Below are 18,913 nucleotides of genomic sequence, written 5' to 3'. Positions count from 1 at the left end.
ACCCGTCGTCCGGGGTACCTTCGAGGAGTGGAGGTCATCGAGGACGGCACCGCCGTCGCAGCCGTCGCGACCGAGGACGGACGCCGGACCCGCTGGGCTGAGCACCGCCGTCGTCGGCGCGAGGAACTCGTGACCGCCGCCCTGCGCGCGATCACGGCCAAGGGGGCCGGAGTGGGCATGGACGAGGTCGCCGCTGTGGCGGGCACCAGCAAGACCGTCCTGTACCGCCACTTCGCGGACAAGGAGGACCTCTACCTCGCCGTCGCCGAACGGGTGAACGCGCGCATCCTGCGCGAACTGGCCCAGGCCGTCGACAGCGCCAGCGACCCCCGCGACGGACTCGTCGCCATCATCGGTGCCTACGTGCGCCTGGTCGAAGCCGACCCGGAGGTCTACCGGTTCGTCGTCTCGCACCCGTTCCTGGAACGTCCCCTCACGACCGACCCCGTCCAGCGGATCTCCGGCACGATCGCCGCCGAGACCGCGCGCACCATCACCGCGCACCTGCGGGTGGGCGGCGCCCGCGGAGCCTCCGCGGACGTCCTGGCGCACGGGATCATCGCGATGATCCGCACCGCCGCGGACCGGTGGATCTCCAGTCCCGACCGCGTCGCCGCCGACACGCTCGTCTCCGATCTCACGCAACTCGCCTGGGGCGGCCTGCAGGCCGTCCTGACCCCGGAGGAGGTTCAGTGACCACCGTCGAACTGCCCGCAGGAACTCCCGTCGAGGCCCCCGCCGAGACGAGCACCGACGCGCCGAGCGGGCCGGTGGACACCGACGTCCTGCGCCGCGTCCTGGACGGCCGCTTCGCCGACGTGAAGGAGAAGTTCCGCGCCGAGGCGCCGAACCACCTGTTCAGCGCGTCGTACGACCTGACCACGAGCGAGCACCGGGACGTCACGCGCGCCCGCCTGCGCACGCTGGCCGAGCTGGGCGGGCACGAACTCGGTTTCTCCTCGCGCTTCGGCGGAGCCGACAGCCCGGGCGGGCAGGTCGCGCAGTTCGAGATGCTGGGGTTCGGCGACGCCTCCCTGATGATCAAGTCCGGCGTCCAGTGGGGGCTGTTCGGCGGCGCCGTGCAGGCCCTGGGCACCGAGCGCCACCACGCCGAACTCCTCGGCCCCCTGCTGCGGTTGGAACTCGTCGGCTGCTTCGGCATGACGGAGTCGGGCCACGGCTCGGACGTGTCCTCGATCGGGACGACGGCGACGTACGACCCCGCCACGCAGGAGTTCGTGGTGAACACCCCGGACGAACTGTCCCGCAAGGACTACATCGGCGGGGCGGCCGAGGACGCCGAGGTCGCCGTCGTGTTCGCCCAGCTCGTGACCGGTGGGGAGGGCCGCGGCGTCCACGCGTTCGTCGTCCCGCTGCGCCGCGACGGCGTCGACCTGCCGGGGATCTGGCGCGGCGACGACGGCCGCAAGATGGGCCTGAACGGCGTCGACAACGGCCGGCTCGCCTTCGACCACGTCCGCGTCCCGCGCGAGGCGCTGCTCAACCGCTACGCCGACGTCGCGGAGGACGGGACGTACTCCTCCCCCATCGCCAGCGCCAACGCGCGGTTCTTCACGATGCTCGGGGCGCTGGTGAAGGGCCGCGTCAGCGTCTCCGGCGGTGCGCAGTCGCAGACGAAGGTCGCCCTGGAGATCGCGCTGCGGTACGGCGCCGAGCGCAAGCAGTTCAAGCGCCCCGGCGGCTCGGACGAGGTCACGGTGCTGGACTACCTGGCCCACCAGCGTCGGTTGCTGATCCCCCTTGCCACCACGTACGCGCTGTCGTTCGCCCAGGACGAGCTCATGGGCGAGATGGACGACCTGCTCCGCGTGCAGCTCGCCGGCGGCGAGGCCGACTCCGCGCGCCAGCGCGCCTTCGAGGCCCACGCGGCCGCGCTCAAGGTCGCGTCCACCTGGCACGCGACGAGGACGATCCAGACGTGCCGCGAGGCGTGCGGCGGCAACGGGTACCTCGCCGACTCCCGGCTGCCGCTGCTCAAGGCGGACACCGACGTGTTCACCACGTTCGAGGGTGACAACACCGTCCTGCTGCAGCTGGTGGCCAAGGGCCTGCTGACGAGCTACGCCCAGCAGTTCTCCGACCTCGACACCCTCGGCATGGCGCGGTTCGCGACGCGGGACTTCATCTCCACGTACGCCGGGCGCAGCCCCGCGGCCTCGCTCGTGGCCGACGTCGTGGAGGCCGGCCGCATCCCGGACGACCTGCACGACCGCGCGTGGCAGATCCGCATGCTGTCCGAGCGGGAACGCCACGTCGTGGAGTCGCTGGCCAAGCGCATGCGCAAGGCCCGCAGCAAGCCCGAGGCCGAGCGGTTCGCCGCCATCGACGACCTGCAGGACCACCTGCTGCTCGCCGGTCGCGCGCACACCGACCGCATCGTCGCCGAGGCGTTCGCCGCCGCGATCGCCCGGTGCGAGGACCCGGCCGTCGCGGCCCTGCTCGCCGACGTGTGCGACCTGCACGTCCTGGCGCTGCTGGAGGCCGAGAAGGGCTGGTACCTCGAGCACCGCCGGATGACGACGCTGCGCGCCAAGGCCATCACGAGCGCCGTCAACGCACTGTGCCGCAAGCTGCGCCCCAGCACCGAGGAACTCCTCGCCGGGTTCGGCACTCCGCGGCACTGGCTGGGGTCCCGCCTCGTCGGCTGAGCCGGCGTCCCCAGGGGCGACGGTGGGACGTAGCCTGCCGGGATGCACGGTGAGTACAAGGTTCCGGGCGGCAAGCTCGTCGTCGTCGACCTCGCCGTCCGGGACGGCCGGCTCGCCGACGTCCGGCTGAGCGGGGACTTCTTCCTCGAACCGGACGACGCCCTCGAGGCCATCGACGCGGCCCTCACCGGGTTGCCCGCCGACGCCGACGCGGAGGACGTCGCGGGCCGCGTCCGCTCCGCCCTCCCGCGGGACGCGGTGCTCCTCGGGTTCACCCCCGAGGCCGTCGCGACGACCGTCCGGCGCGCGGTCGGCGGGGCCACGGGCTGGCTCGACCACGACTGGCAGTTCGTCCACACCGCTCCGCAGTCGCCGTTGACGCACATGGCCCTCGACGAGGTGCTGACGCGCGAAGTGGCCGCCGGCCGGCGCGGCCCGACCCTGCGGGTGTGGGAGTGGGCGAGCCGGGCGGTCGTGCTCGGCAGCTTCCAGTCCGTCGTCAACGAGGTGGACCGCGAGGCCGCCGACCGGTTCGACGTCGAGGTCGTGCGCCGCATCTCCGGCGGCGGGGCGATGTTCGTCGAACCCGGCAACACCATCACGTACTCGCTCTACGCCCCCGGCTCCCTCGTCGAGGGCCTGAGCTTCACCGAGTCCTACGCGTTCCTCGACGACTGGGTGCTCGTCGCCCTCGGCGACCTCGGCGTCAAGGCCTGGTACCAGCCCATCAACGACATCACGACCGAGCAGGGCAAGATCGCCGGAGCGGCGCAGAAGCGGCTCGGGGACGGCACCGTCCTGCACCACGTGACGATGTCCTACGACATCGACGCCGCGAAGATGGTGCAGGTGCTGCGGATCGGCCGCGAGAAGCTCTCGGGCAAGGGACTGGCCAGCGCCGCCAAGCGCGTCGACCCCCTGCGCCGGCAGACGGGCCTGCCGCGCGAGGAGGTCATCGACTCGATGGTCGCCACGTTCCGCCGTCAGTACGGCCTCACCGACGCGCCCCTGACGGACGCCGAGCTCGCCGCGGCGGACGAGCTCGTGCGCACGAAGTTCGCGACGCCGGAGTGGGTCGGCCGCATCCCCTGACGGACGGCACCTCCGTCGATCCCGTGGACAGCGCCTGGGTGGGAGAGCACACTCGGCAGATGGAGAAGGCCGTCGACCGCGGGATCCGCACAGGTGTCGTCCGCGACGCCGACCGGGGCGGCCGCGCCCTGCGCGTGACGACGCACCCCGAGGCGGGGCGCGTCGTCCTGTCGACCTGGCAGGACGCGACGTGCGTCTCCACCGTCCGCCTCGACCGCGCGGACGTCGTGGAACTCCTCACCGCGCTCGGCGCAGCGCTCCTGCCGCCAGAACGCTGAGGACCGCCAGGGCCGCGACCCCCACGCCGGCGAGCGCCGGGGACGGGTGCAGCAGGGGCTGCCCCGCCAGCGCCTGCACCGTCAGCCAGCCGACGAGGCCGGCGTAGCCCAGCGCGCCGACCGCGACGAGGCGGAACCGCACGACGTCGTCCCGCAGCGCGGCGACGCGGCCGGCGAGACGTTCGAGCAGCAGCACGGCCAGCGGCAGCACCTGCAGGGCGTGCAGCCCGACGAAGTGCGGGATGCGCAGGTCACCGCCCTGGGTGCTCCAACCGAGGAACGGCAGGCCCGGGCCTCCGTCGGGCACCCCCACGGCGTGGGCGCCCACGACGCCGGAGAAGTCCTGGGTCTGTGCGGGAGTCGGGGCCGTCATGAGGAACGCCAGGGCCATGCCCACCAGCCCCAGGACGACCCCCGCGCGGACGGCGAGCGTGCGGGCCCGGTCGGGCAGCGGGGTGCGGAACACCAGGACGCCGATGACGGCCGTGACGACCCACACGACGGCGATGGACGTGCCCATGAGCGCCCACAGGGCGCTGTGCAGGGGGGTGGAGACGTTGAAGTGGCTGGTCGTCCCGACCGCGGCGGCCCAGCCGATCACGGCGATCTCGAGGAGCAGCCCCACCGCGGCCACCGACGCCAGCGCGGAGGCGAGCCGGGGCCGGGGCAGCCCCGGCAACCCGACGAGCCAGGCCAGGGTGAGGGCGTAGAGGCCGATCGAGAGGGCGAACTTCAGGGGTTTCAACCAGGCGACCTGGCCGAGGACGGGACGGGCGTCGACCCCGGCCAGGACCGCGGTGAGCACCGTCAGGCCAGCCATCGCCACGGCGAGGACGAGCAGTGGGCGGTGCCAGCGGGAGGGTGCCGGCACGTCGTGGCGGACGGGCGGGAGCAGGGTGGTCACGGGGTGTCCCCTCGGGGGTCTGAGCCGTAGCGGCGGAAGGCGGTGTCCTGCTGCGCGATGCGCCGCAGGCCGGCGAAGAGCTGGTCGCCCAGGACGGTGCCGACGACGACCGTCTGGGCGGCGGCCTCGCGGTCGCCTCCCCGCCGGGCGTCGTCGATCGACCCGGCGACGGCGTCGAGGTCGGCGGTCGCCACGAGGTCGGCCGCCCGGGCGTAGGCGGGCAGCAGGGCGGCGAGGTCGCCGCGGTCGACGGAGTCCCACCCGTCGAGCACCCCGGCGACGACGCGCACGCCGGGGTTGTGCTCGTCGACGTCCCAGCCGTGCTCGGCCGCGAACGCGAGCACGCGGTCGCGCGAAGCCTCGCTGGGCGGGGTGACCGGTTGCGGCAGAGCCTGTTGGGTGGCACCGAGGACCTCGACGAGCGGGAGGTCCGGGGCGTCCACGGCGGCCAGGACGCGGCCGACGGCGGCGACCGGGAGGCCGCCGACGTCGATGAGGGAGCGGATGAGGTGCAACCGGGTCAGGTGGTCGTCGGAGTAGTCGGTCTGGTTGTAGCCCGTGCGCTCCCCCGCGGGCAGCAGCCCCTCGCGCGTGTAGAACTTGATGGACGCCTGGCTGACGCCGCTGCGGGTGCTGAGCTCGGAGATGCGCACATCGACAGAATTGCTATCGATAGCAGAACTGTCAACATGTCACGCGTCGGTGGTGAACGCCGCCGGCTCGTTGTAGGGCGTGATGACCTGGATCTGCGACGGGACCGAGCTCGGCCGGCCGGGCAGCGCCCCCTGGACCTGCATGACCGCGCGGCACACGCGCCGGACGTCCGCGCGCAGGTCGTGGTGCAGGACGGCCGTCAGCCGGCGCTCGCGCAGCAGCAGGACGTTGTCCTGGTCGAGGTCGTGGGCGACGAAACCCCGCACGCGCCGGCCCGCGTCGTCGAAGGCCGACAGCACCGCCCGGTTCCCCCCACCGACGGAGTAGACCAGGTCGAGGTGGGGCGCCTCCCCCAGCGCCCGCGCCACCGCCTGCCGCGTCGAGCCGTCCAGCCCGTCGGCGCCCTCGACGACGTGCACCGGCAGGTGCGGCGCCAGGTCGCGCAAGGCCGCCCGGAAACCCTGCTCGCGGTCGCCCTCGCCGCGGAAGGTGCTGCGACTCAACGAGACGAGAACTCCACCGGCGTCCGGTGCGACCGCCGTCAGCAGGTAGGCGGCGGTGGCGCCCGCCGCCCGGTCGTCCATGCCGACGTACGCGACGCGCCGGCTCGTGGGCACGTCGGTGACGAACGTGACCACCGGGATCCCGCGCTCTTGCAGCCGTGCGACGGCGGCCACGACGGCCGGCTCGTCCGGCGCCTTGAGCAGGACCCCGCTGGACCCGCGGCGCGCGATGCGGTCCAGGTCCGCCACGAGGTCGTCCACCCCGCCGTCCTCCCGGAGGTGGAACCGCGCCCGCACGACGGCCGGGCGCAGGGCCGGCAGCTCGGCCTCGAGCGCCGTCCGCACGGCCCGGCTGAAGCGCTCCGGCGCCAGCACGACGACGTCGAGGAAGAACGTCGCGCCGGTCAGGCGGACCTGGCACGCCTGCCGGTCCAGGTCGGCGAGGGCGCGGTGCACCTCGGCGACCGTGGAGGCCCGCACCCCGGGCCGGCCGTGCAGCACGCGGTCGACGGTGGCGAGGCTGAGACCGGCCTGCTGGGCGATCTCCCGGAGGCGGTACGGGTGGGCCACGACGCCCCTCTCGCTGAGGTGTCCCGCTGAGGTGTTCTTGAGGTGTTCACGATGCCACCCGCAGGGGCCCGCGGGCTACGTTGGCAGAGCTGGACCACCCCACGACCTCGACGAGGAGACCGCCGTGAGCACCCCCACCACGTCCCGCACGACCCCCCTGCGGTTCCGCGAGACCGACTGCGACGTCGCCGAGTTCGCGCGGCTCGTCGACCGGACGACGGACCTCGCCGACTACCCGCACGCCGCCGCCGTACGCAGCGAGGTGCTCGTGTACGACGCCGACCTGCTGCGGCGCACGACCGCGCAGGAGCCCGGTCGCGAGGAGGTCGAGGCCGAACTCGTCCGCGCCCTCACCGACGGTCCCGGGGTCGTCGTGTTCGAGGGCGCCTTCCCCGACCCGGCGGTCGTCGACCGGGTCAGCGCCGTCTTCGACGCGGTCATCGCCGACGAGAAGGCGGCGGGCACCGCCAAGGGCGACCACTTCGCCGCCGCCGGAGCCAACGACCGGGTCTGGAACGCGCTGGAGAAGCTCGCCGTTCGCGACCCCGAGGCGTTCGTCGACTACTACGGCAACGACGTCCTCGCCCTCGTCTCGACGGCGTGGCTGGGCCCCGGGTACCAGGTCACCTCCCAGGTCAACCTGGTCCGCCCGGGCGGCAGGGCGCAGGACCCGCACCGCGACTACCACCTGGGTTTCCTGTCCAACCCCGTCGCGGCGCGCTACCCCGCGCACGTGCACCTGCTCTCCCCGGTCCTGACGCTGCAGGGCGCCGTGGCGCACAGCGACATGCCCGTCGAGAGCGGCCCGACCATGTACCTGCCGTACTCGCACCAGTACCCGCAGGGCTACCTCGCCTGGCGGCGCCCGGAGTTCCGCGAGCACTTCGCCGCCCACCACGTGCAGCTCCCGCTGCGCAAGGGCGACGCCGCGTTCTTCAACCCCGCCCTGTTCCACGGCGCCGGGACGAACGTGTCCGCCGACGTGCAGCGCTCCGCGAACCTCCTGCAGGTGTCCTCGGCGTTCGGCCGCGCGATGGAGTCCGTCGACCGGGTGCGGATCGCCCGCGCCGTCTACCCGGCCCTGCTCGCCCGCAAGGCGTCCGGGGCCTCGCCGGAGTTCCTGGCCAACGCGGTCGCCGCCGCGTCCGAGGGGTACCCGTTCCCCACGAACCTCGACCTGGACCCGAACGTCGGCGGCCTCACCCCGCTGTCGCAGACGGAACTGCTGACGCAGGCCCTGGACGGGAACCTCAGCGCCGACGAGGTGGTCGAGCAGCTCGGCGCCTACACCGCGCGCCGCCGCACCCACTGAGACCCACCCGCACCCGGCGGCCCCGCCTCAGGACAGGGGGCCGCCGGAGGACTCGCGGGCGACGAGCTCGGGCTTGAGCCGGAGCGAGCGCACGGGGGTCCCGGCGGCCCGGGCGAGCAAGCGCGCCATCCCCTGCCGTCCCATCTCCACCATGGGCGAGCGCACGGTCGTCAGCGGGACCGGGAGTTCGGCGGCGAGGGAGACGTCGTTGTAGCCGACGACGGCGACGTCCTCCCCCACGCGCAACCCGCTCTCCCGCAACGCGCCCATCGTCCCGATGGCGTTGAAGTCGTTGACGGCGAACACCGCCGTCGGCCGGGGTCGGGCCGCCAGCAGCCGCAGCGCCGCGGCGTGGCCGCCCGGCACGTCGTACCGGCAGTTCACGACGAGGTCGTCGGGGACGGGGTGGCCGGCCGCGGCGAACTCCTCGCGGAACCCCTGGGTCCGCTCGACCCCCGTGCTCGAGAACGGCTGGCCCGCCACGACGGCGACCCGGGTGTGGCCGAGCTCCAGCAGGTGCCGCGCGGCGAGCCGGCCCCCCGCCAGGTCGTCCGTCGTCACCGACAGGTGCCCGCGGCTGCGCCGGGACACGAGCACGTAGGGCAGCCCGCGCGCCGCGATCTCCGGGAGCAGGTCGTCGTCGAGCCGTGCGTCGCCGAAGACGAGACCGTCCACCCGGCGGTCGAGCAGAGCCCCCAGGCGGCGGCGACGGACGTCGGGGTCGTCGGAGGTGTTCGCGACGAACGTCTGGTAGCCCGCCTCGGCGGCCGCGGCGTCGAGCCCCTCGTAGATCGTCGCCAGGACGATGTCGGTCAGGCGCGGCACGAGGACCCCGATGAGGCCGCTGCGCCGGGTCCGCAGGGAGGAGGCCGCCGGGTCGGGCCGGTAGCCCAGCTCGGCGGCGGCGGTGCGGACGCGCTCGACCGTCCGGGGCGAGATGCCGACGCCCCCGCCGAGGGCCCGCGACGCCGTCGACGCGTGGACCCCCGCCGCGGCGGCCACGTCGGCGAGGGTCGCCGGACGCCGGCCGCTCGAAGTCACCGCTCCTGTGTACCCGATGCCGGGCGCGGTCCACGCCAGGACCCCGCGCGTTAAATCCGTGTTGCGGGTCTTGTGGGCTCGAAATCGATTGCGTAGGTTGCTCGCAATCGATTTCGACGGACGCAGGCGTCCCGAACGCGGAAGGGTCCGACGTGCCCCTGCAACTCATCGCCACCGGTGGGACCATCTCCAGCACAGGAGGTCTGGGCGCTCTCGAGGCACGCCTCGGGGCGGAGGAGCTGCTGGCCACCCTCACCCCGCCGAGCACGGAGGACGTCCGGACGCTGGACCTCACCACGGTCGTCAGCTCGGCCCTCACCGGTCGCGACCTCCTACGGCTGCACCGGGCCGTGCGGGCCGCCCTCGACGAGGGCGTGGACGGGGTCGTCGTCACCCACGGCACCGACGCGATGGAGGAGACGGCCCTCCTGCTCGACCTGCTGCACGAGGACGACCGGCCCGTCGTCCTCACGGGGGCGCAGCGGGCCGCCGACGCCGTCGCCCCCGACGGACCGGCGAACCTCGCCGCGGCCCTCGAACTCGCCGCCCACCCCGACGCCCGCGGCTGCGGCGTCCTCGTCGTCTTCGACGGCGAGGCCTACGCGGCCCGCGGCGTCCGCAAGGTGCACACCGTCCGCGCCGGCGCCTTCGCCGCGCCCGGACTCGGCCCCACCCACCGCGTCGCCGCCGGACGCGTCGACCTGCTGCGACGACCTGCCCGCAGGCCCGGCTGGTCCCTGCCCGCCGACGTGGTCGACCTCCCCCGCGTCGACGTCGTCGCCACCCACCTCGGCGCGGACGGCTCCCTGCTGACCGCCGCCCGTGCCGCCGGGACCCGCGGTCTGGTCGTGGCGGCGATGGGCGCCGGCAACACCCCACCCGGCGTCACCCAGGCGGTCGAGGACACCTGCGCTGCAGGCATTCCCGTCGTCATCACCTCGCGCGTCCCGGAGGGACCCGTCGCCCCCCTGTACGGCAGCGGCGGCAGCGCCCTGCAACGCGGCGGCGCCGTCCTCGCCGGCGACCTGTCCCCGTGGCAGGCGCGCACCCTCCTGGCGGTGGCCCTGGCCGCCGACCCCGACGACCCGGTCCGGGCCTGCGCGGCCGCGTTCGCCCCGGTCTGACCAGCTCGCACTCCACACCCCCGCACTCCCCGACCCCAGGAAGGACCCACCCCATGGCCAAGGAGATCTTCGTCGCCTTCGGGACCGACGTCGACGCCGTCGGCGGCTGGCTCGGCTCGTACGGCGGGGCCGACTCCCCCGACGACATCTCGCGCGGGATCTTCGCCGGCGAGGTCGGCGTCCCCCGGCTGCTGGAGCTGTTCCGCCGCCACGACCTGACCCAGACCTGGTTCTGGCCCGGGCACTCGATCGAGACGTTCCCCGAGCAGTTCGACGCGTGCGTCGCCGCGGGCCACGAGATCGGCGTCCACGGGTACAGCCACGAGAACCCCATCGCGATGTCCCGCGAGCAGGAGGAGACGGTCCTCGACCACTGCATCGACCTCATCTCCACGCGCACCGGCACGCGCCCCACGGGCTACGTCGCCCCGTGGTGGGAGTTCAGCGGCGTCACCAACGAGATCCTGCTGGACCGCGGGATCCGCTACGACCACTCCCTCATGCACCGCGACTTCACCCCGTACTACGTCCGCGTCGGTGACTCCTGGACCCCCATCGACTACGACAAGCCGGCAGCCGAGTGGATGAAGCCGCTCGTGCGGGGCCGGGAGACCGACCTCGTCGAGATCCCCGCGAACTGGTACCTCGACGACCTGCCGCCCATGATGTTCATCAAGTCGAGCCCGAACAGCCACGGCTTCGTGAACCCGCGCGACATCGAGCAGATGTGGCGCGACCAGTTCGACTGGGTGTACCGCGAGAACGACTACGCCGTGTTCACGATGACGATCCACCCGGACGTCTCCGGGCGGCCGCAGGTGCTCATGGCCCTCGAACGGCTCATCGAGCACATCAGCGGCCACTCCGGTGTCACCTGGACGACGTTCGACGCGATCGCCCAGGACTTCACCGCTCGCTTCCCCCGCACGGACGTGACCGCGTGAGCGCGTCGACCCGGCCCGCAGCGGTCGAACCCTGGAACCGGACGATCACGCCCCGCACCCTGCTCACGGTCTCGATCGTCTGCTTCTTCGCCTGGGTGTTCTCCGTCTACGACTTCACCCTCTTCGGGACCCTGCTGCCCGTCATCGCCGAGGACTTCGGCTGGTCGCCCGCGTACGCCGCGGGCGTCAACACGTGGGTCACCGTCGGGGTGTTCCTCGTCTCGCTCGTCGTCGGCTCCCTGCTCGACCGGTTCGGCCGCAAGCGCGCCCTGATCATCACCGTCATCGGTGCGGCGATCTCCAGCGGCCTGACGGGTCTGGCCGCCGGCGCGGTCTCGCTCGTCCTCATCCGCGCGTTCTCCGGCTTCGGCGCCTCCGAGGAGGTCGTCAACGCCGTCTACCTCAACGAGGTGTACGCCAAGGCCAAGCGCCGCGGGTTCATGTACAGCTTCGTGCAATCGGGCTGGCCCGTGGGTGCTCTCGTCGCCGCCGGGCTGACCGCGCTCATGCTGCCCCACCTGGGCTGGCGGTGGACGTTCGTCGTCGCCATGCTCCCCGCGGTGCTCGTCGCCCTCGCGGCCACCCGGCTGCCCGAGTCGCCCGCGTACGCGGCCCTCAAGGAGGTCCGCCGGTTGCGCGCCGCGGGCGAGGAGTCCGCCGCCTCGGAGATCGCCCGGGCCCACGGCCTGTCGGACACCGACCACCGTCCCTCCCGCGTCCGGGACGTCTTCACCCCGGGACTGCGCCGCCACACGATCTGCCTGTCCCTGGCCTGGCTGTTCAACTGGATGGCCATCCAGGTGTTCTCGGTGCTCGGCACGAGCGTCCTCACGGGCGCCAAGGGGTTCAGCTTCGACAACTCCCTCGTCGTGCTGGTCCTGGCGAACGCCGTCGGGTTCTGCGGCTACATCTTCCACGGCTGGATCGGCGACCGCATCGGCCGCCGCACGACGATCATCGGCGGCTGGACCGTCGGCGCCGTCGTCACCGCGGCCATGCTCCTCGGGCCGGACTCCAGCGCCTGGGTCATGGTCACCTACTCGCTCTCGCTGTTCTTCCTCACCGGCCCGTACGCGGCCCTGCTGTTCTACATGGGCGAGTCGTTCCCCGCGCAGGTGCGCGGCATGGGCACGAACGTCGCGCACGTCATGGGCCCGGTCGGCGGGATCGCGGGTTCCGCCCTGCTCACCGTCCTGCTCTCGGCGGGCGCGGGCATGCGGACGGCGGCGCTCGTCACGGGATCGGTGTTCATGCTGCTGTCCGGGATCGTCATGCTCGGCGCCCGGAACACGGAGAACCGCACCGTCGAGCTCGAGCAGGAGGCGGCCGCGTGACCGTCCGCGACGACGGGTTCGAGGGCAAGGTCGCCGTCATCACCGGCGGGGCCAGCGGCATCGGCCGAGCGCTCGCCGTGGCGTACGCCCGGGCCGGGGCCCACAGCGTCGCCGGGTACTTCCCGGGCGACCCGCACGACGTCGCCGAGACCGTGGCGGCCGTCGAGGCGGCCGGCGGGCGCTGTCTGCCCGTCCCGGTCGACGTCGCGGACGCCGCGTCGGTCGACGCCCTGGCGGCGGCGGCCGTCGAGGAGTTCGGCCGGCTCGACGTCGGCGTCGCCGCGGCGGGGATCCTCCGCCGGGCCCCGCTCGCCGAGCTCGACGACGCCGCCTGGGACGCCATGCTCACCGTCGACCTCACCGGCGTGCTGCGGACGTTCCGCTCCTGCGCCGGGGCGATGACCGGTGCGGGGGCGCTCGTGGCGGTGTCCTCGATCGCCGGTGGCGTCTACGGATGGGACGACCACGCGCACTACGCCGCGGCGAAGTCCGGGGTGCTGGGCCTGTGCCGTTCCCTGGCCGTCGAACTCGCGCCGCGGGGCATCCGGGTCAACGCCGTCATCCCCGGGTTGATCGAGAGCCCGCAGTCCTTGGACCCCGTGAACTCCTTCGGGCCCGACGGGCTCGCCGCCGCCGGCGCGGGCATCCCGCGGGGCCGGGTCGGGACCGTCGACGAGGCCGCGCGCGTCATCCGGTTCCTCACCGGGGACGACGCGGCGTACGTCACGGGACAGAGCATCGTCGTCGACGGCGGACTCACCGTCCGCTGGCCGAGCTGAGGAGGCGAACGTGCAGCTGCAGGGCAGGACCGCGCTCGTCACGGGCGCGGCCAGCGGGATCGGGGCGGCCATCGCCCGCGCGTACGCCGCGGAGGGCGCCGACCTCGTGCTCGTCGACCGCGACGCCGAGCGCGTGCAGGGGCTCGCGGCCGCCCTCGGCGCTCGGGCGCACACCGTCGACGTCACGCACGCCGACGCGACGCGGCAGCTCGTCGACGGCGTGGCCGCCGACCACGGCCGGATCGACGTCCTCGTGAACTGCGCGGGCATCCTCACCGAGGTTCTCCTCGTGGAGATGGACGTCGAGACGTGGGACCGGATGATCGACGTCGACCTGCGCAGCGTGTTCCTCCTGACCCGCTGGGTCGCACCGCACATGGTGCGCCAGGGCTGGGGTCGCGTCGTGAACGTCGCCTCCCAGCTCGGGCTCAAGGGCGGGGAGTCGCTGACGCACTACAGCGCCGCGAAGGCCGGGGTCATCGGGTTCACCAAGGCCGCGGCCCGCGAGCTCGCCCCGCACGGCGTCCTCGTCAACGCCATCGCCCCCGGTCCCGTCAGCACGCCGCTCGTGGACGGGCTGAGTCCGGAGTGGAAGGAGGCCAAGCAGGCCGAGCTCCCCCTCGGCCGGTTCGGGCTCCCCGAGGAGATCGCGCCGACGGCCGTCCTGCTGGCGAGCGACCCCGGCGGGAACCTCTACGTCGGGCAGACGCTCGGGCCGAACTCCGGCGACGTGATGCCCTGATGCGCGGGTGCTCCTGATGTGCGGGGTCTGCGGCACGGGCCGGGCCCGGGGTCCGTGGGAGGACACCGTCGCCGGGCGCGGTCCGCGGGAACTCGCGGCCCGCGCCCGGGCGCTGCAGGAACTGCTCACCGGGTTGCGCTGGCGGGTGGCGCCCTGGGGCGTCTCGGGCTACACCGTCACCCGGGCGACCGGGGCGACGTTCCTCGCCCCCGACCTCGACGCGGTGACGGCCGCCGCGCTGGCCGCCGGCTGGACACCCCCGGCGGGTGCCACGAGCCCCGCGGGTGACCTCGTCCTGCGGTCAGCCGCGCGTCACCAGGGCACGACCCCCGCGCGGTCGCGGAACTGACCCGTGGGGCCGTCCTTCCCGATCGAGGCGAGTTCCACGATCGCGTCGGTCCCCTCCGTGACCGTCTGCGGACCGCTGTGCCCGTTGAGGTCGGTGGCCGTGTAGCCGGGGTCGACGGCGTTGAACTTCACGTCGGGCAGCGCCTTGGCGAACTGCGTCGTGAGCATGGTCAGCGCGGACTTCGACGACGTGTAGAGCGGCGCCGTCACCTGCGACTCGATCCGCTCGGGGTCGTGCGTGGCGGCGAAGGACCCCAGGCCGCTGGTCACGTTGACGACCACGGGGTTCTCGGACGTCCGCAGCAGCGGCAGGAACGCGTTCGTCACCCGCAGCGGCCCGAACACGTTGGTCTCGTAGACGGCCCGGGCGTCGTCGGCCGTGAGTTCGTCGGCGGGCGTCTGCGGCCCGGAGATCCCGGCGTTGTTGACGAGGACGTCGATCGTCCCCTCGTGGGCGGCGACGTCGGCCACCGCGGCCGCGACGGACACGTCGTCCGTGACGTCGATCTGGACGAACCGGGCGCCGAGCGCCTCGGCGGCGGCCCGGCCGCGCTCGGGGTCGCGGGCGCCGACGAGGACGGTGTGGCCGGCCGCGAGGAGCCGGCGGGCGGTCTCGTAGCCGAGGGACTTGTTGGCCCCGGTGATGAACGTGGTGGTCATGGGTCCACCCTCACCCGGTCCCGGGAACCCCGCCAGGGCCCTGCCCGACGGTGGGACGGGCAGTACCAGGCTCGCACCCGTGCGCGCGGGCACTGGCGGGGCACGATGGTCGCGTGGACGACCTCGGTGACCTCGGCGGCGCGTTGCGCCGGTGGCGCGACCGCCTCTCCCCGCTCGACGTGGGGCTGCCCGTCCGGGCGGGCCGGCGGGCGGCCGGGTTGCGCCGCGAGGAGCTCGCCCACCTCGCGGGCCTGTCGGTCGACTACGTCGTCCGGCTGGAGCAGGGCCGCGCCGAGCACCCGTCGGCCCAGGTCGTCGCCGCCCTCGCCCGCGCCCTGCAGCTGTCCGCCGACGAACGCGACCACGCGTTCCGCCTCGCCGGCCTGCTGCCGCCCGCCGACGGCACGGTGTCCCGGCACGTCCCGCCCGGCGTCCAGCGGATCCTGGCGCGGTTGCAGGAACTGCCCGTGGGGGTCTTCGACGCCGCGTGGACGCTGCTGCACTGGACCCCGTCGTGGGAGGCGCTCATCGGGGACCCGACGACGCTCGCGCCTCGGGACCGCAACCTGGCGCGCGCCCTGTTCGGCGGTGGCACGGGGCTGTCCCGCCACCCCGTCCGGCACGCGGACCCGGGGATGCCGGCCGCGATCGTCGCCGACCTGCGGGCGGCCCTGGCCGACCACCCCCGCGACCGGCCGCTGGCCGGGCTCGTGGCCGACCTGCGCCGGGAGAGCCCCGCGTTCTCCCGGCTGTGGGACACCGGTGCCGTCGGCCGGCACGTCTCGGCCCGCAAGACGATCGAGCACCCCGACGTCGGGGACGTGACGTGCGACTGCGACGTGCTGACGGTGCCCGGTTCGGACGTGCGGCTCGTCGTCTACAGCGCCGCGACGGGATCGGTGGACGCGGAGAAGCTGGAGTTCCTGCGCGTCACGCGTGGGCAGCGCGCCGCGTCGTCACCCACTCCTGCACCCGTTCCACCGGCCACGTCGTGACGATCCGGTCGGCCGGCACCTCGCACTCCTCCGCCCGCGCGCACCCGTAGGGCTGCCAGTCGAGCTGCCCGGGCGCGTGGGCGTCCGTCGACAGGGTGAACAGGCACCCCGCCTCGACGGCCTGGCGCAGGAGCGCGCGCGGCGGGTCGAGGCGTTCGGGCCGGGCGTTGATCTCGACGGCGACGTCGAACTCGACGCACGCGGCGAACACCGCGGCGGCGTCGAACTCGCTCGGCGGGCGGCCCTTGTCCCCCACCCGCCCGTGACCGCCCTTGACCATCCGCCCCGTGCAGTGGCCGAGGACGTCCATCCGTCCTGACCGGATCGCGGCCAGCATCCGCCGGGTCATCGCGTCTCCCGGCATCCGCAGTTCGGAGTGCACCGAGGCGACGACGACGTCGAGCCGGGCCAGCAGGTCCGGCGGGCAGTCCAGCGTGCCGTCCTTGCCGATGTCCACCTCGATGCCCGACAGCAACCGGAACGGGGCCAGCGGGGCGGCGAGCGCCGCGATCTGGTCCAGCTGCGCCTCGCGGCGGCCGCGGTCGAGGCCGTTGGCGACCTTGAGGCCCTCGGAGTGGTCGGTCACGGCGATGTACTCGTGCCCGAGTTCGGCCGCGGTGAACGCCATCTCCGCGAGGGGGCTGCCGCCGTCGCTGGCGTCGGTGTGGGTGTGCAGGTCGCCGTGCAGCCGGGCCCGCAACTCCTCCCCGCCCTCCACGAGGGGCCCCGCCGCGTCCTCGAGCTTCGCGAGCCGGTCCGGCGTCCGGCCCTGCGCGGCCTGGACGACGATCTCGGCCGAGGACTTCCCGATCCCCTTGAGGTCGGTGAGCGTGCCCGCCGCGAGGCGGGTGTCGAACTCGTGGGTTTCCAGGGCGAGCAGGACGGCAGCGGCCTTGCGGAACGCCTCCACCCGGAAACTGCTGGCCTGTTCCCTCTCGAGCAGGAACGCGGTGCGGCGCAACGCCTGCACGGGGTCCACGGCGGTTCCTCCCAGCTACCGGATGCGGGTCGACCCCCCACTCTGCACCATCGGTGTGTGACCCGCCTGCGCCGCGTCTCGGTGTCCTCCCCCGGTTTCTCCCGGCGGCGGCGGGGCAGGGGCTGGTCGTACCTCGACACCGCCGGGGAACGCATCGCCGACCCGGACGTGATCGCCCGGATCAGCGCGCTGGCGATCCCCCCGGCGTACACCGACGTGTGGATCTGCCCGTTCCCGAACGGGCACCTGCAGGCCGTCGGCACGGACGACCGGGGCCGGCGCCAGTACCGCTACCACGAGCAGTGGCGGCTGGAGCAGGACCGGGCCAAGCACGACCGCGTGCTCGAGGTCGCCGCGCGGCTGCCCGCGGCCCGCGAACGCGTCACGGCCCTGCTGGCCACCGACGGCCTGAGCCGGGAGCGCGTGCTGGCGGCCGCCTTCCGCCTGCTGGACCTGGGGTTCTTCCGGGTGGGCGGGGACTCCTACGCCGAGGAGAACGGCTCGTACGGCCTCGCGACGCTGCGCCGCGACCACGTCCACCAGCGCGGCCAGGAACTCGTGTTCTCGTATGTGGCGAAGTCGGGCAAGGACCGCACGGCCGTGATCGCCGACCCCGCCGTCCGCGACGTCGTGCGCTCGCTCAAGCGCCGTCGTGGCGGCGGGGAGGACCTCCTGGTGTGGAAGGAGCGCGGCCGCTGGCACGACGTGACCTCCGAGGACGTCAACGGGTTCCTGCACGAGACGATCGGACCGGACGTCAGCGCCAAGGACTTCCGGACGTGGCACGCCACGGTGCTCGCCGCCGTCGCCCTGGCGGTGTCGCTGCCCGTCGCCGGCACCCCGACGGCCCGCAAGCGCGCCGTCACCCGGGCCTGCGCCGAGGTCTCGGCCTACCTGGGCAACACCCCGAGCGTGTGCCGCAGCAGCTACGTCGACCCGCGCGTCATCGACCTCTTCGGCGACGGGGTGACCATCGCGCCCGTCCTGGACGACCTCGGGGCGGACGCCTCGTTCGGACACCCCGCCACGCACGGGCTGGTGGAGCGGGCCGTGCAGGACCTGCTGCACACCGACCCCGCCGCCGTCACCCACTCGATCGCGCGCGGACGGGTGCCGCACCTGACCTCACCCCGGCTGTCGGTGCCCGGTGGCCACCGGGCGGCGTGACGCAGCACCCCGGCGCGTCCCCTATGCTGGACGGGCTCCGGCAGCAGTGCCAGGGCGCCACGCCCCCATCGTTTAGTGGCCTAGGACGCCGCCCTTTCAAGGCGGTAGCACGGGTTCGAATCCCGTTGGGGGTACGAGCGGGCCCCCGGCCCGGGAGGTGGTCACGACCACCGCGCGGATCGGGTAAGGTCTTCTCTGCAAGCGCACGACGGCAAGACAAGCAGTACAGCAAGGCCTCTCTGAGGCCCCGTAGCGCAGTTGGTTAGCGCGCCGCCCTGTCACGGCGGAGGTCGCGGGTTCGAGTCCCGTCGGGGTCGCTCGTCGTGCCGGTTCATCCGGCCCGGCACGGCCAGGTAGCTCAGTTGGTAGAGCGTCCGACTGAAAATCGGAAGGTCAGCGGTTCGACCCCGCTCCTGGCCACCTGGAAGCAGCTTCCGAAGGGCCCTGGTGCACAGCACCGGGGCCCTTCGCCGTTCTCCCACGTCGTTCCCGGGGACGGCGGCTACCCTCCTGCCGTGCCCGCGATCCCGAGCCCCGTCGTCCTCGCCCCCGCCGTCCTCGGCGGCTACGCCGTCGGCCGCTCGACGGGGAACCGGAAGCTCGCCGGGATCGCCCTGGTGGCCGGCCTCGGCGCCGTCGTCCCCCGCTGGGCCGCCGGGTCGCCCGTCCTGGCCGCCGCGCTCACCGCCGGCACGGTCGGCCTCGTCGGGCTCTCGCACCCGCTGTCGCGCCGGACCGGCCCCTGGCCCGCCGTGCTCACGACGACCGCGGCGGCCGCCGCCCTCGCCGCGGTCGGGGACCGGCTCACGTCGCGGTGA

General features: G+C 73.9%; 20 protein-coding genes and 3 tRNA genes. 17 read left to right on the top strand and 6 right to left on the bottom strand.

From position 1 onward, the window contains the following. The first annotated feature begins 27 nt into the window (after nucleotides 1–27). From ACFEMC_RS03010 to ACFEMC_RS02995, 4 genes are read left to right on the top strand one after another with little or no spacing between them, the layout of a single operon-like run. A complete protein-coding gene (locus ACFEMC_RS03010; protein ID WP_380173476.1) occupies nucleotides 28–696 on the top strand; it encodes a TetR/AcrR family transcriptional regulator in 669 nt (222 codons plus the stop codon). Beyond that, nucleotides 693–2,669, top strand: coding sequence for an acyl-CoA dehydrogenase family protein (locus ACFEMC_RS03005; protein WP_380173474.1), 1,977 nt, complete (start codon nucleotides 693–695; stop codon nucleotides 2,667–2,669). Before ACFEMC_RS03010 ends, ACFEMC_RS03005 begins: the two co-directional genes overlap by 4 nt. 42 nt (nucleotides 2,670–2,711) lie before the next feature. Next, nucleotides 2,712–3,761, top strand: a complete 1,050-nt coding sequence (locus ACFEMC_RS03000) for a biotin/lipoate A/B protein ligase family protein (RefSeq protein ID WP_380173472.1) — start codon at nucleotides 2,712–2,714, stop codon at nucleotides 3,759–3,761. A 59-nt stretch (nucleotides 3,762–3,820) separates the two neighbouring features. Further along, nucleotides 3,821–4,039, top strand: coding sequence for a hypothetical protein (locus ACFEMC_RS02995; protein ID WP_380173470.1), 219 nt, complete (start codon nucleotides 3,821–3,823; stop codon nucleotides 4,037–4,039). On the opposite strand, the gene ACFEMC_RS02990 is transcribed toward ACFEMC_RS02995, so the two are convergent. From ACFEMC_RS02990 to ACFEMC_RS02980, 3 genes are read right to left on the bottom strand one after another with little or no spacing between them, the layout of a single operon-like run. Then, on the bottom strand, nucleotides 3,999–4,943 hold the full coding sequence (locus ACFEMC_RS02990) for a hypothetical protein (RefSeq protein ID WP_380173467.1): 945 nt from the start codon (nucleotides 4,941–4,943) through the stop codon (nucleotides 3,999–4,001). The genes ACFEMC_RS02995 and ACFEMC_RS02990 overlap by 41 nt on opposite strands. After that, the gene (locus ACFEMC_RS02985; RefSeq protein ID WP_380173465.1) at nucleotides 4,940–5,596 is read right to left on the bottom strand and encodes a MerR family transcriptional regulator; all 657 of its coding nucleotides are present in this window, start codon (nucleotides 5,594–5,596) and stop codon (nucleotides 4,940–4,942) included. Before ACFEMC_RS02985 ends, ACFEMC_RS02990 begins: the two co-directional genes overlap by 4 nt. A 39-nt stretch (nucleotides 5,597–5,635) precedes the next feature. Further along, complete coding sequence (locus tag ACFEMC_RS02980; RefSeq protein WP_380173463.1) at nucleotides 5,636–6,670, bottom strand: LacI family DNA-binding transcriptional regulator; 1,035 nt, start codon at nucleotides 6,668–6,670, stop codon at nucleotides 5,636–5,638. 124 nt (nucleotides 6,671–6,794) lie between these two features. Between ACFEMC_RS02980 and ACFEMC_RS02975 the strand changes: the two genes are divergently transcribed. Beyond that, nucleotides 6,795–7,982, top strand: a complete 1,188-nt coding sequence (locus ACFEMC_RS02975) for a phytanoyl-CoA dioxygenase family protein (RefSeq protein ID WP_380173461.1) — start codon at nucleotides 6,795–6,797, stop codon at nucleotides 7,980–7,982. 27 nt (nucleotides 7,983–8,009) lie between these two features. Here ACFEMC_RS02975 and ACFEMC_RS02970 read toward each other — a convergent pair whose 3' ends face one another. Beyond that, on the bottom strand, nucleotides 8,010–9,023 hold the full coding sequence (locus tag ACFEMC_RS02970; RefSeq protein ID WP_380173459.1) for a LacI family DNA-binding transcriptional regulator: 1,014 nt from the start codon (nucleotides 9,021–9,023) through the stop codon (nucleotides 8,010–8,012). Nucleotides 9,024–9,175: 152 nt separating this feature from the next. On the opposite strand from ACFEMC_RS02970, the gene ACFEMC_RS02965 reads away from it, so the two are divergent. From ACFEMC_RS02965 to ACFEMC_RS02940, 6 genes are read left to right on the top strand one after another with little or no spacing between them, the layout of a single operon-like run. Then, the gene (locus ACFEMC_RS02965) at nucleotides 9,176–10,147 is read left to right on the top strand and encodes an asparaginase (RefSeq protein ID WP_380173457.1); all 972 of its coding nucleotides are present in this window, start codon (nucleotides 9,176–9,178) and stop codon (nucleotides 10,145–10,147) included. A 53-nt stretch (nucleotides 10,148–10,200) separates the two neighbouring features. After that, nucleotides 10,201–11,091 carry a polysaccharide deacetylase gene (locus tag ACFEMC_RS02960; protein ID WP_380173455.1) on the top strand — a complete coding sequence of 297 codons (891 nt, stop codon included), beginning with the start codon at nucleotides 10,201–10,203 and terminating at the stop codon, nucleotides 11,089–11,091. Next, the gene (locus tag ACFEMC_RS02955; RefSeq protein WP_380173453.1) at nucleotides 11,088–12,425 is read left to right on the top strand and encodes an MFS transporter; all 1,338 of its coding nucleotides are present in this window, start codon (nucleotides 11,088–11,090) and stop codon (nucleotides 12,423–12,425) included. Before ACFEMC_RS02960 ends, ACFEMC_RS02955 begins: the two co-directional genes overlap by 4 nt. Next, nucleotides 12,422–13,204: an SDR family NAD(P)-dependent oxidoreductase gene (locus ACFEMC_RS02950; protein ID WP_380173451.1), complete on the top strand. Its 783-nt coding sequence runs from the start codon at nucleotides 12,422–12,424 to the stop codon at nucleotides 13,202–13,204. The genes ACFEMC_RS02955 and ACFEMC_RS02950 overlap by 4 nt, the downstream gene beginning before the upstream one ends. Before the next feature lie 10 nt (nucleotides 13,205–13,214). Continuing rightward, nucleotides 13,215–13,946: an SDR family oxidoreductase gene (locus ACFEMC_RS02945; protein ID WP_380173449.1), complete on the top strand. Its 732-nt coding sequence runs from the start codon at nucleotides 13,215–13,217 to the stop codon at nucleotides 13,944–13,946. A 7-nt stretch (nucleotides 13,947–13,953) separates the two neighbouring features. Continuing rightward, nucleotides 13,954–14,295 carry a hypothetical protein gene (locus ACFEMC_RS02940; RefSeq protein WP_380173448.1) on the top strand — a complete coding sequence of 114 codons (342 nt, stop codon included), beginning with the start codon at nucleotides 13,954–13,956 and terminating at the stop codon, nucleotides 14,293–14,295. Here the strand turns inward: ACFEMC_RS02940 and ACFEMC_RS02935 are convergent. Then, a complete protein-coding gene (locus ACFEMC_RS02935) occupies nucleotides 14,259–14,954 on the bottom strand; it encodes an SDR family NAD(P)-dependent oxidoreductase (protein WP_380173446.1) in 696 nt (231 codons plus the stop codon). The genes ACFEMC_RS02940 and ACFEMC_RS02935 overlap by 37 nt on opposite strands. Nucleotides 14,955–15,067: 113 nt before the next feature. Here ACFEMC_RS02935 and ACFEMC_RS02930 point away from each other — a divergent pair, with 113 nt between their 5' ends. Continuing rightward, the gene (locus tag ACFEMC_RS02930; protein ID WP_380173444.1) at nucleotides 15,068–15,949 is read left to right on the top strand and encodes a helix-turn-helix domain-containing protein; all 882 of its coding nucleotides are present in this window, start codon (nucleotides 15,068–15,070) and stop codon (nucleotides 15,947–15,949) included. Here ACFEMC_RS02930 and ACFEMC_RS02925 read toward each other — a convergent pair. Next, on the bottom strand, nucleotides 15,885–16,928 hold the full coding sequence (locus ACFEMC_RS02925) for a PHP domain-containing protein (protein ID WP_380173442.1): 1,044 nt from the start codon (nucleotides 16,926–16,928) through the stop codon (nucleotides 15,885–15,887). The two genes, ACFEMC_RS02930 and ACFEMC_RS02925, sit on opposite strands and share 65 nt — an antisense overlap. Nucleotides 16,929–16,985: 57 nt before the next feature. Between ACFEMC_RS02925 and ACFEMC_RS02920 the strand changes: the two genes are divergently transcribed. The 5 genes from ACFEMC_RS02920 (at nucleotide 16,986) to ACFEMC_RS02900 (ending at nucleotide 18,913) form a co-directional block, all read left to right on the top strand. Beyond that, nucleotides 16,986–18,095 (top strand): DNA topoisomerase IB, encoded by a 1,110-nt coding sequence (locus ACFEMC_RS02920; protein WP_380173440.1) that lies wholly within the window; start codon nucleotides 16,986–16,988, stop codon nucleotides 18,093–18,095. Between the two features lie 61 nt (nucleotides 18,096–18,156). Further along, nucleotides 18,157–18,229, top strand: a tRNA-Glu gene (locus ACFEMC_RS02915). Nucleotides 18,230–18,338: 109 nt separating this feature from the next. Beyond that, nucleotides 18,339–18,412, top strand: a tRNA-Asp gene (locus ACFEMC_RS02910). A gap of 30 nt (nucleotides 18,413–18,442) precedes the next feature. After that, nucleotides 18,443–18,515, top strand: a tRNA-Phe gene (locus ACFEMC_RS02905). Between the two features lie 95 nt (nucleotides 18,516–18,610). Further along, nucleotides 18,611–18,913, top strand: a complete 303-nt coding sequence (locus ACFEMC_RS02900) for a hypothetical protein (RefSeq protein ID WP_380173438.1) — start codon at nucleotides 18,611–18,613, stop codon at nucleotides 18,911–18,913.

This window comes from Kineococcus sp. DHX-1 (genome assembly GCF_042473625.1).
Classification (GTDB): Bacteria; Actinomycetota; Actinomycetes; order Actinomycetales; family Kineococcaceae; genus Kineococcus.
Note: the sequence above shows the minus strand (reverse complement) of the source record. Positions and strands in the feature narration are given on the sequence as shown.